Here is a 15,203-nt window from a genome sequence, read left to right on the forward strand (position 1 = left end):
CCCCCTTACTCCTCATCTAATATAGGACCTATAAAATCATATTGGAAATTTTGTTCTATTTTTACTTTGACTATATCTCCTATTTTGGCTGTGCCATCAGATGTTAAAACTTTTCCATCTATATCTAAAGCTTGAGTTCTCATTCTTCCTTCTAACATATATTCACTTTCTGTTGAAATTCCATCAATGATTACATCTACAGTTTCACCTATAAATTTCTCATTTTTTCTTTCAATGATTTCACCCTGAATATTTAGAAGTTCAGCCCATCTCTCTTCTTTTATCTCTTCTGGTATTTGATTTGGTAAATCATAAGCTACTGTATCTTCTTCTCTTGAATATTTGAAAACTCCCACATAGTCAAACTTAAATTCTTCTATAAATTCTTTAAGTTCTTGGAAATTTTCCTCTGTTTCTCCAGGGAATCCAACTATTACAGTAGTTCTAATTGTTGCTTCAGGAATGGCGTTTCTTATTCTTCCAAGAATATTTCTTATAACCTCTCCTGATTTTGCCCTACCCATTTGTTGTAAAATATTATCTGATATATGTTGAATAGGTACATCAAAATAATTACAAATTTTTGGTTCATTTTTTATAACTTCTATAAGTTCATCAGATATAGAATTTGGATACATATAATAAAGTCTTATCCATTTTATTCCCTCTACTTTTACAAGTTCTTTTAAAAGTTCAGGTAACATTCTTTTTCCATATATATCTTTTCCATATTCTGTAATTTCTTGGGCTAAAAGATTTAATTCAACAACTCCATCTTTTGCTAGATTTTCAGCTTCAGCCACTACATCTTCAATAGTTCTACTTCTTAAATCTCCTCTAAGTGATGGAATTATACAATAAGTACAATGTTTATCACAACCTTCAGAAATTTTTAAATAAGCACTATGAGGATAATTTGTAAGCATTCTTGGAGTTTTTGAAGTAGGTAGGAAGTCTAAACTTCCTACTCTTAATTCTTTTTTTCCGTCTATTATAGAGTCTACAACTTCACCAATTTTATCTACATCACCTGTTCCAACAACAGCATCAATTTCTGGAATTTCTTTTAATAATTCTTCTTTGTATCTTTCAGATAGACAACCAGAAACTATTAGTTTTTTTAGAGAGCCATCTTTCTTATAATCAGACATCTCTAAAATAGTTTGTATAGATTCTTCTTTAGCATCATTTATAAATGCACAAGTATTTACAATTATTATATCAGCCTCTTCTATATTTTCTACTAGTTCTAAATTTTTTTCTTTAACTAATATTCCTAACATATTTTCGCTGTCAACTGTATTTTTACTACAACCAAGGCTTATTAATCCTAATTTCATTAATTGTTCTCCTTAACTATTTAGCTAAATCTAATAATACTCTTTTTCTACTTAAACTAATTTTTCCACCTTCGTTAGAAATTACTTTTACATCAAAGGTATCTCCTTCTTTTAGTACATCTTCTACATTTGCAACTCTTTCAGTTGAAATTTCAGATACATGTAAAAGTCCTTCTTTACCTGGTAATATTTCCATAAAAGCTCCAAATTTAGCTACTTTTACAACTTTTCCTTTATAAACTTCTCCAACTTCTACATCTTTTACATAGTAGTTTACACGTTTTATAGTTTCTTCTAAAGCTTCTAAATCAGCACAGAATATTGAAACTTTTCCGTCATCTTCTATGTCAATTAAAGCTCCAGTTTCATCTATAATCTTTTTAATATTTTTTCCACTTGGTCCGATTAAAGCTCCAATTTTTTCTACATCTATTTGCATTCTATGGATTCTTGGAGCATTAGGTGCTAACTCTTCTCTTGGAGTAGGAATTGCAGCATTCATAACTCCTAATATTTCTATTCTGGCTTTATGAGCTTGATTTAAAGCAATTCTCATAATTTCTTCAGTGATTCCTGTAATTTTTATATCCATTTGTAAAGCAGTAATTCCTGATTTTGTTCCAGCTACTTTAAAGTCCATATCTCCTAAGTGGTCTTCAAGTCCCATTATATCTGTAAGAACTGTAAATTCATCTCCTTCTTTTACAAGTCCCATAGCAATTCCAGCTACATGTTCTTTAATAGGTACTCCAGCGTCCATTAAAGCTAATGACCCTCCACAAATTGAAGCTTGAGAAGATGAACCATTTGATTCTGTAATGTCAGATACAACTCTTACTGTATATGGGAATTCTTCCTCAGATGGAATTACATATGATAAAGCTCTTTCAGCTAATGAACCATGTCCTAACTCTCTTCTTCCAGGAGCTCCATTTCTTCCAATTTCTCCTACTGAATAAGCTGGGAAGTTATAGTGAAGATAGAATCTTTTGTAGAATTCTTCATCTAATGTATCTATTAGTTGTTCATTTACTTTTGAACCTAAAGTTACAGTAACAAGAGCTTGAGTTTCTCCTCTTGTAAACATTGCTGAACCATGAGGCATTGGTAAAGTTCCAACTTCAGCATATAAAGGTCTTATTTCGTCAGTTTTTCTTCCATCAACTCTATGTTTGTGATAAAGAATAACTTCTCTTACTAATTTTTTCATAAGTCCATCATAGTAAGTGTCAAATTCTGTCATTACATCTTCTGGTAACTCTTCTTCTGGAACTTCTGGATAGTTTTCATTGATGAACATTTCTTTTAATTCATCATGTAAAGCATCTACAGCGTCTTGTCTAGCTTGTTTTCCTGTAGTAAGTACAGCAGCCTTTAATTTTTCCTCTCCATTTGTATCTATAAAGTTTTTAACTAATGGATTTGGCTCTTCTTTAACAAACTCTATTTTTTCTTTTCCAACTAATTTTGTAAATTCTTCTTGGAATTCACAAAGTTTTTTAATATTTTCATGTCCAAACATTATAGCTTTTAACATAGTTTCTTCATCCATTTCAGCAGCTCCAGCTTCAACCATGTTTACAGCTTCTTTTGTTCCAGCAACTTTTAAGTTTAAATCACTTTCAGCAAGTTGAGTTGGTGTAGGATTTAATATAAACTCTCCATTTTTATCTCTACCAACTATTACAGATGATACAGGTCCTAAAAAAGGAATATCAGATATCATAAGAGCAGCTGATGAACCTATAGCACAAAGATAGTCAGGAGTATTTTCTCCATCATAAGAGAATATAGTATCAACTATTTGTACTTCATAATTAAATCCATCTGGGAACATTGGTCTTATTGGTCTATCTGTTAATCTTGAAATAAGAGTAGCATCTACTGATGGTTTAGCTTCTCTTTTATTAAATCCTCCAGGAAATTTTCCAGCAGCATAGAATTTTTCAATATAGTCTACTGTTAATGGAAAAAAGTCAGAACCAGCTCTTCCTTCTTTACTTCTATTTACAGTACATAACATAACTGTATCACCATATTGAATCATTACAGCACCATTTGATTGTCTAGCAAATTTTCCTGTTGAAAGAGATAGGGTTCTTCCACCAATTTCTAATTCTAATTTTGTTTCGTTAAACATTAAATTCCTCCTAATTTTTAAAATTTATTCCTTTTTAGAAGAAACTAGTATTTTAGGTAAATAATAAGGGAATGAAAATAAAATATTTATTTTCCCTCTCTTACTACTTACACTTTTATTTCTTCTAAAAGGCAATTCTATCATATAAGTATATCATTTTTAAATAAAAAAATCAATTAAGATTTTCTTATTCCAATTTGATTTTTTTTAGATTTTATGCTATTATTTACAGAAAAAATGTGGAGTGATTAAATGGAGATAAGACTAGCTTTAGAAAATGATTTAAAAAATATTATCAAAATAATAAATCAAGCTAAAGTATATATGAAAAATAATAATTTTAACCAATGGAATGATAATTATCCTAACAATGAAACTATCTCTAAAGATATTAAATTACAAGAAAGTTATGTTTTAATTGATGATGAAAAAATTGTAGGAACTTTTGTTTTATCTTTTGATGGTGAAATTAACTATAAAAATATTTATGAGGGAAATTGGAAAACAAATAATCCTTATGGAGTTTTACATAGAGTTGCCATAGATAATTCTTATAAAGGAAGAGGGTTAGCCAAAATAATTTTAGATTTTTCAGAAAAAGAAGCTTTAAAAAAAGGAATAAAAAATTTTAGAATAGATACTCATAAAGAAAATAAATCTATGAGAAAATTTATTGAAAAAAATGGTTTTGAATATTGTGGTATTATTTTAGTGGAAGATAAAACAGAAAGAGTTGCTTATGAAAAAATTTTATAAAAGTATGGGGATATAAAAAACTAATAAAATGAATGATTTTATTTTATATAAAACTTGTAAATTTAATCTTTAAAATATTTTTTAGACAAAATTATTATTTATATAGTCAAAAGTAAGAATATTAGACTTTGGAGGAAATTTTTATGAAAAAATTTATTAAATTATTAGTTGTATCTATGTTATTATTAGTTTTAGGAGCTTGTGGTAGCCTTTCTAAAAGAGGAAATGCAGACCTTACAAAATATAATGATATAAGAGCAACATTTGTTACAACTCAAGGAGAAATTAATTTTTATCTTTATCCAGAAGCAGCACCTATTACAGTTGCTAACTTTGTAAACTTAGCTTTAAGAGGATATTATGATAACACAGTATTTCATAGAGCAGTTGAAAACTTTATAGTTCAAGGGGGAGACCCTACAGGTACAGGACAAGGAACACCAGGATATGCTATTAAAGATGAATTTGTAAACTGGCTTGATTTCTATCAATCAGGAATGTTAGCAATGGCAAATATGGGACCTAATACTGGTGGTTCACAATTCTTTATAACATTATATCCAGCTGATTTCTTAAATAATAAACACACAGTATTTGGAGAGATTGTATCTCAAATAGATGGTGAAACTAGTAGAAAGTTAGAAAAAGGTGATGTTATAAAAGAAGTTAAAATATCAGGACATTATGATTTATTACTTGCTTTAAATAAAACTCAAGTGGATGAATGGAATAAAATTCTTGATGAAAAATATCCTAACTTAAAAAAATATCCAATTAAAGATATAAGCGAATTTGAAGATGAAGTTGCTAGATATCAAACTGAATTAAAAGAAATCTATACTCCACAAGAAAAAGTAGAGAAAAAAGAGAGAGAATTTTTTATTCCTAAAATGATAAGAGCTATTGAAAAAAAATTAAAAAGTGATGATACAGAATAATAAAAAGGCTATTGTAATTTTATACAATAGCCTAATTTTTTTAATCAGCTAATTTATTTTCAAAAGTTCTACTAATTTTAAATTTTACATATTTTCTAGATTTTACATCTATTTTTTTACTGATATTTTTGGGGTCTACAACAACTCTTTCTTTTGTCTTTCTAACTTCAAAAGAACCAAAATTTCTAAAAATAAGGTTTTTATCAATAGTTAAAGCATATTTTAATGTATCAAGAAAATTTTCAATATCTTTTTGTCCTTGTTTTTCTTCAATATTATGTCTAGTACAGTATAATTCTACAAACTCTTTTTTTATCATCTAAAATCCAACTCCTACATAATCTAAGTTTAAACTATCAGCAACTTTTCTACAAGTAACCCTTTCATCTTTTATATTTATTCCCCCTAAAAGTTCAGGATAGATTTCACAAGCTCCTTTAAGTCCACGACAAGCTATAGCTCTAGCATATTTTAATATAGAATTTTCACAAGAAAGAGTAGATGTTAATGGATAAGCACTTGCCATATTTCCTACACAATAATGAACTACACCATCTACTGAATATGTAGGATTTTCTAAAGAGGTAATTTTAGAAGTTTCAAAACATCCTCCTTGGTCAATGGCAACATCAACAATAACACTTCCCTTTTGCATAGAACTTATAAATTCTTTTGTAACTAAACAAGGAGTTTTTCCTCCAGGAATTAAAACAGTTCCTATTAATAAATCTGCACTAGCTACAGATTTTTCTATATTTTTAGGAGTTGAATAGAGAGTAGTTATTTGACTTTTATAACTATCATCAAGATATCTTAACTTATTTACATCTATATCTATGGCAGTAACTTCAGCTCCTAAACCAAAGGCAGCTTTAATAGCACTTTGTCCAGCTACACCAGCTCCCAAAACTACAACTTTACCTCTTTCTACACCAGGAACTCCACCTAATAATTTTCCCATTCCTCCATTATTTTTTTGTAAATAATAACTTCCAACTTGAACAGCCATTTTTCCAGCTACTTCTGACATTGGAGAAAGGATTGGAATACTACCATCTTTTAAAATTATTGTTTCATATCCTATACAAGTAGCTCCACTTTTTAATAATTCAAGAGTAGCCTCTTTTTGAGCAGCAAGATGTAGATAAGAATACAGGATATGATGAGGTTTTAAAAGTTTTATTTCAGAAAGAAGAGGTCTTTCAACTTTTATTATTAATTTTGTATTTTCATATAATTCTTCATTTGTTTCAACTATAGTAGCCCCACTTTTAATGTATTCTTCATCAGTTATTCCTGTATTTATACCAGCCCCTTTTTGTACAAATACTTCATTTCCATCTAAAACCAACTGACCTACACCAGCAGGGGTTAAGCCTACTCTACTTTCGTTGTCCTTTTGTTCTTTAGGTATTCCTATTTTCATGCCAATTTATCCCCTTTCTTTATATTACACAATAATTATATATCATTTTTTTTAAAATAGCAAATTATAATGGACTTATATATTTTATAAATAATAGATAATGTTACAATATTAAACCTTTATTTTATTTTTATTATAGGGTATACTATAATATAATAAAAGATTAACTAGGTGGTGAAAAAATTTATGAAAAAGGGTATATATTTTTTAAGTCTTTTATTGCTAATTCTATTTGTATTAAAAACAAAATTTACTATAGGAGGAATTATTTTAGGAATATATATAATTTTATCATTAATTTCTATCAAAAAAGATGTAACTTTAGATGAAATTATAGATATATCTATATTATATGGAAAAAAATCCAGTCTTGTAATAATTCTTTTTATATTTATTGGAAGTCTTTCAGCTATGTGGATGGCTTCAGGTACAATTCCTGCCCTTGTTTATTATGGACTAAAATTTATAAATCCAAAAATATTTTTATTTTTTGTATTTTTTATTAGTTGTATTATTTCGATTATTTTAGGAAGTGCTTTTGCTTCAACAGGGATAATTGGAATGGCTCTTATGGCTATTGCAAAAACTGGAGATATTAATTTAAGTCTTGTAGGAGGAGCTATAATATCTGGAGTTTACTTTGGAGATAGATGGTCACCAATTTCAGTTAGTGCAAATTTAGTTTCTTCTTTAACAGGAGTAGATATTTATACCAACTTAAAAAATATGATAAAATCAACTATTATTCCTTTTATTTTAACATCACTTATATATATAGTTTTATCACAAATTTTTACTTTAGATACAAGTGAAACAACTTTACCAAAAATTATAATGGAAAATTATAATTTAGATATTAGATTTATATTTTTACCACTTATCTCTATAATTTTACTTTCTTTCTTAAAAATAAATGTAAAAATTTCTATGGGGATAAGTATTATTATTGCTGGAATTATAGGAATATTTTTACAAGGAGAAAAATTTATTAATTTATTGCAATATGCTTTTAGTGGATTTTATAAATTTAATGGACATCCTTTAGAAAAAATTATAAAAGGTGGGGGAGTTATTTCAATGGCTAATGCTACTTTAGTAATTGTTATCTCTTGTTTATTAATTGGAATTTTAGAAAAAATGGAAATTTTATCATTTTTAAAATCGAAAATTAGAAATATAAGCACGAGAAGTGGACTTTTCTTAAATATGATAGGAATAAGTATTTTAGCTGGGATGATTGGTTGCAACCAAACAGTATCTGTAATTATGACAGAACAAGTTATGGAAGAAATTTATGATTCAAGAAATCTATCAAGAGAGGAATTAACTTTAGATTTAGAAAATTCATCAGTTCTTTTAAATAATTTTATTCCTTGGAATAGTTCTTGTTTTGTTCCTTGTGCTATTTTAGAGGTTGTTTTTTATAAGGCTGTACCACTGGCTTTTTTCTTATATTTTATACCACTTTGGACATTTATTTCTTATAAATTTTGGTCTAAAAAATTAAGTTAAATAATTTTTGCCTTTCAAATGATATTTATTTCAATAATTTGAAAAATATGTTATACTATATAGGGTAATAAAAAATTATGTAGGAGAATATATGGAATTTAAAAAGATTGAATATATAGATAGAAAAACTGGAAAAACTTTAGTAGAAAAAGTTCCAGGAGAAAGTTTTTTAAAATTTTTGTATTATAATCCTTTTGGAGTTTTACCTTTAGAATTATTAGTAAAAAGAAAATTTCTATCTGTTTTATATGGAAAAAAAATGGATAACATGAGTTCTAAAAAAATGATACCTAATTTTGTAAAAGAGCATTCTATAAATATGGAAGAATCTATAAAATCTGTTGATGAATTTACATCTTTTAATGATTTTTTCTATAGAGAACTAAAACCAAATTCAAGAAAAATAGATAGAAGAAGAGGGGTACTTACAAGCCCAGCTGATGGAAAAGTATTTGTAATTGAAAATGTATCAAAAGATACAGAATTTTTTGTAAAAGGTGAAAAATTTTATTTAGAGGATTTCTTAAAAAATAAATCTTTAGCTAAAAAATATAAAAATGGAATTATGTTTATTATAAGATTAGCTCCTGTAGATTATCATAGATTTCATTTTCCAGCTTCTGGAATGATATCTAAGACAAAACTTATAAAAGGAGCTTATTATTCTGTTTCTACTCATGCAATTAGAAAGAATTTTAGAATTTTTTGTGAAAATAAAAGAACTCTTTCTACACTTTTTACAGATTCATTTAAAGATATTTGTATATTGGAAATAGGTGCTACTATGGTAGGAGGGATAAAACAAACATATATTCCTTATACTCATGTAAAAAAAGGAGATGAAAAAGGTTATTTCTATTTTGGAGGCTCAACTGTAATTTTACTTTTAGAAAAACAATCTTTTAGAATAGATAAAGATATATTAGAAAATAGTAGAAATGGAATTGAAACAAAGGTATTTATGGGAGAGAGATTAGGAGTTTCTTGGAGATTTAGGGAGGAAGAAGATTGAAAAGAAAACCCTGTTACTTTAGAAAATGGGATATATTAATATATATAGTCATTTTTTCTATATTTTTAATACTATTTTTGCATGTACAAAACCTTAAAACTATAAAAGGGAATAAGGCTGAAATATATGTAGATAATCAATTAAAATATGTATTTAATTTACAAGAAGAAAAAAAAGAGTTTTTTGTTGATACTAACTTAGGTGGAGTTAATGTTTTAATTGAAAAGATGAAAATTAGAGTTACTACTTCTAATTCGCCTCTTAAAATTTGTGTGAAACAAGGTTGGATTTCAAATGTTGGAGATACTATTGTAGGAATTCCTGATAGATTACTTATAAAGATAGTAGGAATTACTACAGAAGATGATGTTGATGCTACAGCTAGGTAATGTAAGGAGAAAATATGACTAATCAAAAAGAAAAAAAACTTTTTTTAAATATTTTTATAGTTGGATTAATACTTTTAATTATTCAAACTGTTTTACAAAGGAATGACGAATTTTTAAATATCTTAAATGCTTTTAATGTATATCTAAAACCATTTATTTATGGAATTTTTATAGCTATGCTTTTTAATCCTGCTGTAGAAATAATAGAAAAAAAATTAAAATTTTCAAGAATGGTTTCATTATGGGCGGCATTTTTTATATTTCTTTTAATTTTTACAGGGATTATGCTTTGGTTTATACCTAGTTTAATTCATAGTTTTGAAGATATGGTACAAATGTTTCCAACCTTTCAAGAAAAATTTATGTACTATTTAAGAGAGATTTTTGAATTCTTGAGGGAAAAAGATTTACTTGTAATGGATGGAACAGATATACAAAAAGCTATAGAAGATTTTATTGTATCTAATATCCAAAATATAAAAAATATTTTATTCTCTATAAGTATAAATGTAGTTTATTGGGTGGTAGAAATTTTTATATTTTTCTTAGGATTATTTTTAGCAATTTATTTTATCTTATATAAAAATTATTTTATGAGATTTTTTAAGAATATGGTATTTTTATTTTATGATAAAGAAAAATCTGAAAGTGCTTTAAAATTTTTAATTGAAGCAAAGGATATATTTTTAAATTATATGTTAGGAAGAATTCTTATATCTACTATTGTAGGAATAGTAGCTTATATTGTTATGATTTTTGGAAAAGTTCCTTATGCTCTTATTATTGCTGTGATGATTGGGGTAGGAAATATGATTCCTTATTTTGGTTCTATTGTAGCTGGAATTATTGCATTTTTACTTGTAGTTTTAATAGAACCATTTAAAGTTTTATATATATTCTTGGCTATGGGAATTGCTCAAACTGTAGATGGATATGTTGTAGGTCCTCTTATTTTAAGTAAAAGTGTGGGACTTGGTTCATTTTGGGTAATTGCTTCTGTTATCATTATGGGAAATATTATGGGAACTACAGGAATGTTTTTAGGAGTTCCTATATTTGCTGTTTTAAAATTAATCTATACTAGATTGTTAGAAAGAAAAGAAAAAGATATTGAGTTAAAAGCTATTGAAGAAAAAGAAAATAATAATTTTGAGGAGTTTTAATGGATAAATTAGAAAAAAAATATACTATAGTAGCTTCTACTACTATGGGATTAGAAAGTATTGTAAGAGATGAATGTGTTGAGCTTGGATTTGAAAATGTACAAGCTTTTAATGGAAAAGTTGAATTTTCTGGTACTCTTAGAGATATAGCTGTTGCTAACATTCATCTAAGATGTGCTGATAGAGTATTTATAAAAATGGGAGAATTTAAAGCATTTTCTTTTGAAGAACTTTTCCAAAATATCAAAAAACTTAATTGGAGTGAGTTTGTAGAAAAAGATGGCAACTTTATTATAAGTTGGGTAAGTGCTGTTAAATGTAAACTTTTCTCAAAATCTGATATTCAAAGTATATCAGAAAAAGCAATAATTGAAAATTTAAAAAAAATCTATAAAATTGAAAGATTTTCTAAAACTGGAGCAAAGTTTGCTGTTAAAATTCAAGGAAATAAAGATATATTTAGTATTATGTTAGATACAAGTGGAGTTGGACTTCATAAAAGAGGTTATAGAAATTTAATAAATGAAGCTCCATTAAAAGAAACTTTGGCAGCAGCTCTTGTAAAATTAACAAGATGGAATGGTGGAGAAAAACCTTTTATTGACCCAATGTGTGGAACAGGGACTATTCCTATTGAAGCAGCTATGATAGCCCGTAATATAGCTCCAGGTGTTAATAGAAATTTTGTTTCAGAAGATTGGAAAATATTTCCAAAAGATTTATGGATAGATGTTAGAGATGAAGCTTTTTCTCAAGAAGATTATGATAAAGAAGTGAGAGTTTATGGTTCAGATATAGATGGAGAAGCTATAAAAGTGGCTCTTGAAAATGCTACTAAAGCAGGAGTAGAAGATGATATATTATTTGAAAATAAAAACTTTTTAGAGTTAGAAACACCAGCAGAAAAAGGGTATTTAGTATCAAATCCTCCTTATGGAGAAAGACTTTTAGATGATGAAAAAGTTGAAAGATTATATAGATTATTAGGAGATGTTTTATTAAAAAGATTCCCTAAATGGTCTTATTATATTATCACTTCTTATAAAGATTTTGAAAAGGCATTTGGTAAAAAATCTACTAAGAATAGAAAATTATTTAACGGTGGCATTGAATGTCATTACTATCAATATTATGGTGAAAAATAGGAGTTCATATGGATAAGAAAAAATTTGTTGATTATTCTTTAGAAATTATATTGCAAGTTTTAAAAAAATTAACTTTAGAGTTACAAGATGCTCAAAGTAAAAAAAATGAAGAAAAAATAGAATTTTTAAAAAATGAAGTTATTCCTAAATATGAAAAATTATACTTAGCTTTTAGAGATGAAGAAATTTCTAAAAGAACCCCAGAAGAATTAGAAAATATATTAAAAATAGTAGAAGATATTTTAGAAAAAAATAATTTTTCAAAAGAATTTATAGATGAATGTCAAAGAAAGAGAGAAGAATATAAAGAAAATTCTGGAGCTGAAGTAGTAAAAAGATTATTTGAATATTCTATTAAAAATTTAAAAAAATCTAAAGATAAAATTTATGAAAAACTAAATCCTATTTTGAAAAAAGAAGAACAATTAGAAGCTGACTTAAAAGAAGCTATTCAATATGATGAGGAAATGAGAATATCAGCAGAGATAGTTGATTTAAGAGAGAAAAAAAGAGAACTTGTTGGAAAATTAGAAGTTCTAAATGAAAAAATATTTGAAATAGAAGATGACATTCAAAAAGAATGGAAATATAAAATATATGGAACTGTTACTCAAAAAGAACTTGAAAAATATGTAGATTATAAAAATTAGGAGGAAAATATGTTAAATAAATTTTTTATTCTATTGGGAGTACTTACATTAGCGTTATTAGCTACTAGATTAGTAGGAAATATGAAAATGAAAAAATTAAAAAATACGGAGGTTAAATTAATGGAAGTTAAAAACTTAAGAGCAAAAATTATTACAAACAAAGGAAGTATCAATATTAAATTAATGCCAGAGGTTGCTCCTTTTACAGTACTTAACTTTGCTCATTTATCAAGAATAGGATATTATAACAACTTAAAATTCCACAGAGTAATTGAAGAATTTATGATTCAAGGTGGAGACCCAGAAGGAAATGGAACAGGTGGACCTGGATACCAATTTCATGATGAATTTAAAAAAGAAGTGGTATTTGATAGACCAGGATTACTTGCAATGGCAAATGCTGGACCAAGTACAAATGGTTCTCAATTCTTTATCACTCATGTTGAAACTCCATGGTTAAACTATAAACATACAATCTTTGGAGAAGTTGTATCACCTAATGACCAAGATATAGTTAACAGAATCGCTCAAGATGATGTAATAAAAACTATAGAAATCACAGGAGATGTAAAAGCTCTTTATGAAAGTGATGAAGCAAAAGAAACTGTTGCTCAAATCAACGAAATCTTAATGTCTCAATCTAAATTCAAAAACTTAAAATATGAAATAGAATTATAATTTTTTAATAATTCTTTTAAAGAAAAAGGCTGAATAAATTTTATTCAGCCTTTATTATTTCTATTTAAATTTTTTAGAGAAGTATCTAGTATGTAATAACTCATGAGCTTTACGGCTTAATGGATAATCTAAATAATCTTCATATAATTTTTTAACAGATTCATTTTCATGTGATCTTCTGATAGGAAGGGATTTATCAATATTATTTAATCCTTCTGCTCTTTTCTTTAATACTTCTAATTTTTTCAATGCTTTTGGTTGTCCTCCACCACCAACGCATCCACCTTTACATGCCATTATCTCAATAGCATGGAAAAATTCTTCTCCAGCTCTTATTTTATCAAGCATTTTTCCAGTTTCTTCAAGTCCATGAGAAATTCCGATTCTAAGTTCAATATGTCCTACTTTTATTTCAGCAATTCTGAATCCCTCCCAACCTCTTAACTCATGGAATTCGATTTCATCTAATCTTTCACCAGTAATAGACTCTAAAGTTGTTCTTGTGGCAGCTTCAATAACTCCACCTGTTCTTCCGAAAATTATTCCAGCTCCAGAATATTCTCCTAATGGATTATCAAAATCTTCATCTTCAAGATTTTTTAAATCTATATTTAATTGTTTAAATAATTTTATAAGTTCTCTAGTAGTGATAACTAAATCTGTATCGTAGTTATTTCCTCTTGAAAATTCCTCTCTTGATGCTTCATATTTTTTAGCAAGACAAGGCATAATAGCAACAACAGAAACATGTTCTCTAGTAACACCCATGTTTTTGGCCCAAATGTCTTTTGCAACAGTAGAGAATATTTCCATTGGAGATTTTACTGTTGAAGGAACATCTAACATATCTGGATAGTTTTGTTCAAAGAATTTAATCCATGCTGGACAACAAGAAGTTAGTATTGGAAGTTTTACATTAGGGTCTCCCTCATAATATTTTTCTAATCTTTCTTGGAATTCTTTAGCCTCTTCCATTATTGTTAAGTCAGCAGCCCAGCTTGTATCAAATACATAGTCTATTCCAATAGCTTTTAAAGCAGCTACTAATTTTTTCTCAACGTTTTCTCCAGCTTCATATCCAAAAGCCTCTCCAATAGCCACTCTTACAGCAGGAGCTATTTGAGCTACAACAATTTTGTTAGGAGTAGCAATATCTCTTAATAATTGAGTTGTGTGGTCACCTTCAAATATAGCTCCAACAGGACATGCTATAACACATTGACCACAGTGAGTACATTTATCATTATCTATAGTATGTTTTTGCTTAATACTTCCAGAGATACATCCAACAGGACATGCTCTAGCACAAGCTGTACATCCTATACATTTATCAGTGATTTTAAATTGTAATAATTGAATACATTGACCAGCTGGACAAGTTTTATTTTCAACATGTTCTTCAAATTCATGATAAAATTTATCTAAAGATTCAAGTACAAGATTTCTTTTTCTACCTAAAGTGTCTTTTATTGCTCCACAAAGTTGTCTCAATAAAAATAAATCTCTTATATTTCCTTTTCCTTTAGAAATTCTATCTAAAGTTCTCCAAGAACGTTCCATTTCATTTTCAACTTTTGAATATTCTAAGTATCCTCTTCTTTGCTTGTTAGCTAAAAGATATTCTAAATAGAATTTAGAAAAAGAAACCATACAATCTTCTTCTGATAAAATTATAATATTTCTTGTAGAACCATCTTCAAATAGTTCTAAATCAATAGGCTTATCTAAATAATCTTCTTGAACTAAATTTCTAAATGGAAGTCCAAATTGAGCAGCCTTAAATTTTTTGTGCCCAGTTATTCCTCCTGCCATTTCTATTAATTCAGAAAGTGTTGTTGTTTCTAAAATATCATATACCCCTGGTTTTACTACCATTCCAGAAATAGCCACAACATTTCTTCCTTGGCTTAAAGCTTTTTTTAGTTCAGGTCCAGCTATATTAGAGAATATTGACCCGATTGATGAGAAATTAATTATTTCTTTCCCATAAATTTGTTCAACCATTTTTCCTCCTAAAAATCTAAAAAATCACAATATTTAACTATTATTTATTA

Annotated in this window: 14 protein-coding genes; 9 read left to right on the plus strand and 5 right to left on the minus strand. The window is 27.5% G+C overall.

Annotated features, from left to right (window positions below; all coding sequences use genetic code 11):
• Positions 1–5: 5 nt before the first annotated feature.
• Together rimO and pnp are read right to left on the minus strand one after the other, a co-directional pair.
• The gene (rimO, locus tag T364_RS0107520) at positions 6–1,340 is read right to left on the minus strand and encodes a 30S ribosomal protein S12 methylthiotransferase RimO (RefSeq protein WP_027129030.1); all 1,335 of its coding nucleotides are present in this window, start codon (positions 1,338–1,340) and stop codon (positions 6–8) included.
• 16 nt (positions 1,341–1,356) lie between these two features.
• Positions 1,357–3,480, minus strand: coding sequence for a polyribonucleotide nucleotidyltransferase (pnp, locus tag T364_RS0107525; protein WP_027129031.1), 2,124 nt, complete (start codon positions 3,478–3,480; stop codon positions 1,357–1,359).
• Between the two features lie 252 nt (positions 3,481–3,732).
• Here pnp and T364_RS0107530 point away from each other — a divergent pair, with 252 nt between their 5' ends.
• Together T364_RS0107530 and T364_RS0107535 are read left to right on the plus strand one after the other, a co-directional pair.
• Positions 3,733–4,236 carry a GNAT family N-acetyltransferase gene (locus T364_RS0107530; RefSeq protein WP_027129032.1) on the plus strand — a complete coding sequence of 168 codons (504 nt, stop codon included), beginning with the start codon at positions 3,733–3,735 and terminating at the stop codon, positions 4,234–4,236.
• 143 nt (positions 4,237–4,379) lie between these two features.
• Entirely contained in the window at positions 4,380–5,174 is a 795-nt protein-coding gene (locus T364_RS0107535; RefSeq protein ID WP_027129033.1) for a peptidylprolyl isomerase, read from the plus strand.
• Between the two features lie 40 nt (positions 5,175–5,214).
• On the opposite strand, the gene T364_RS0107540 is transcribed toward T364_RS0107535, so the two are convergent.
• Both T364_RS0107540 and ald read right to left on the minus strand, forming a co-directional pair.
• Positions 5,215–5,493, minus strand: coding sequence for an HU family DNA-binding protein (locus T364_RS0107540; protein WP_027129034.1), 279 nt, complete (start codon positions 5,491–5,493; stop codon positions 5,215–5,217).
• Positions 5,494–6,600 carry an alanine dehydrogenase gene (gene ald, locus T364_RS0107545; RefSeq protein WP_027129035.1) on the minus strand — a complete coding sequence of 369 codons (1,107 nt, stop codon included), beginning with the start codon at positions 6,598–6,600 and terminating at the stop codon, positions 5,494–5,496.
• A 186-nt stretch (positions 6,601–6,786) separates the two neighbouring features.
• Here ald and T364_RS0107550 point away from each other — a divergent pair, with 186 nt between their 5' ends.
• The 7 genes from T364_RS0107550 (at position 6,787) to T364_RS10715 (ending at position 13,149) form a co-directional block, all read left to right on the plus strand.
• Positions 6,787–8,112, plus strand: coding sequence for a Na+/H+ antiporter NhaC family protein (locus T364_RS0107550; protein WP_027129036.1), 1,326 nt, complete (start codon positions 6,787–6,789; stop codon positions 8,110–8,112).
• 91 nt (positions 8,113–8,203) lie between these two features.
• Positions 8,204–9,124: a phosphatidylserine decarboxylase gene (locus T364_RS0107555; protein WP_027129037.1), complete on the plus strand. Its 921-nt coding sequence runs from the start codon at positions 8,204–8,206 to the stop codon at positions 9,122–9,124.
• On the plus strand, positions 9,121–9,513 hold the full coding sequence (locus T364_RS0107560) for a NusG domain II-containing protein (protein ID WP_027129038.1): 393 nt from the start codon (positions 9,121–9,123) through the stop codon (positions 9,511–9,513). The genes T364_RS0107555 and T364_RS0107560 overlap by 4 nt, the downstream gene beginning before the upstream one ends.
• Positions 9,514–9,527: 14 nt before the next feature.
• On the plus strand, positions 9,528–10,676 hold the full coding sequence (locus tag T364_RS10710; protein WP_051532692.1) for an AI-2E family transporter: 1,149 nt from the start codon (positions 9,528–9,530) through the stop codon (positions 10,674–10,676).
• Positions 10,676–11,821 (plus strand): THUMP domain-containing class I SAM-dependent RNA methyltransferase, encoded by a 1,146-nt coding sequence (locus tag T364_RS0107570; protein WP_027129039.1) that lies wholly within the window; start codon positions 10,676–10,678, stop codon positions 11,819–11,821. The genes T364_RS10710 and T364_RS0107570 overlap by 1 nt, the downstream gene beginning before the upstream one ends.
• A gap of 8 nt (positions 11,822–11,829) precedes the next feature.
• The gene (locus T364_RS0107575; protein WP_027129040.1) at positions 11,830–12,471 is read left to right on the plus strand and encodes a hypothetical protein; all 642 of its coding nucleotides are present in this window, start codon (positions 11,830–11,832) and stop codon (positions 12,469–12,471) included.
• A gap of 120 nt (positions 12,472–12,591) precedes the next feature.
• A complete protein-coding gene (locus T364_RS10715; RefSeq protein WP_035945655.1) occupies positions 12,592–13,149 on the plus strand; it encodes a peptidylprolyl isomerase in 558 nt (185 codons plus the stop codon).
• 60 nt (positions 13,150–13,209) lie between these two features.
• Here T364_RS10715 and T364_RS0107585 read toward each other — a convergent pair whose 3' ends face one another.
• Positions 13,210–15,153 carry a [FeFe] hydrogenase, group A gene (locus T364_RS0107585; RefSeq protein WP_035945563.1) on the minus strand — a complete coding sequence of 648 codons (1,944 nt, stop codon included), beginning with the start codon at positions 15,151–15,153 and terminating at the stop codon, positions 13,210–13,212.
• Positions 15,154–15,203: the final 50 nt, after the last annotated feature.

Source organism: Fusobacterium perfoetens ATCC 29250, assembly GCF_000622245.1.
GTDB lineage: Bacteria > Fusobacteriota > Fusobacteriia > Fusobacteriales > Fusobacteriaceae > Fusobacterium_B > Fusobacterium_B perfoetens.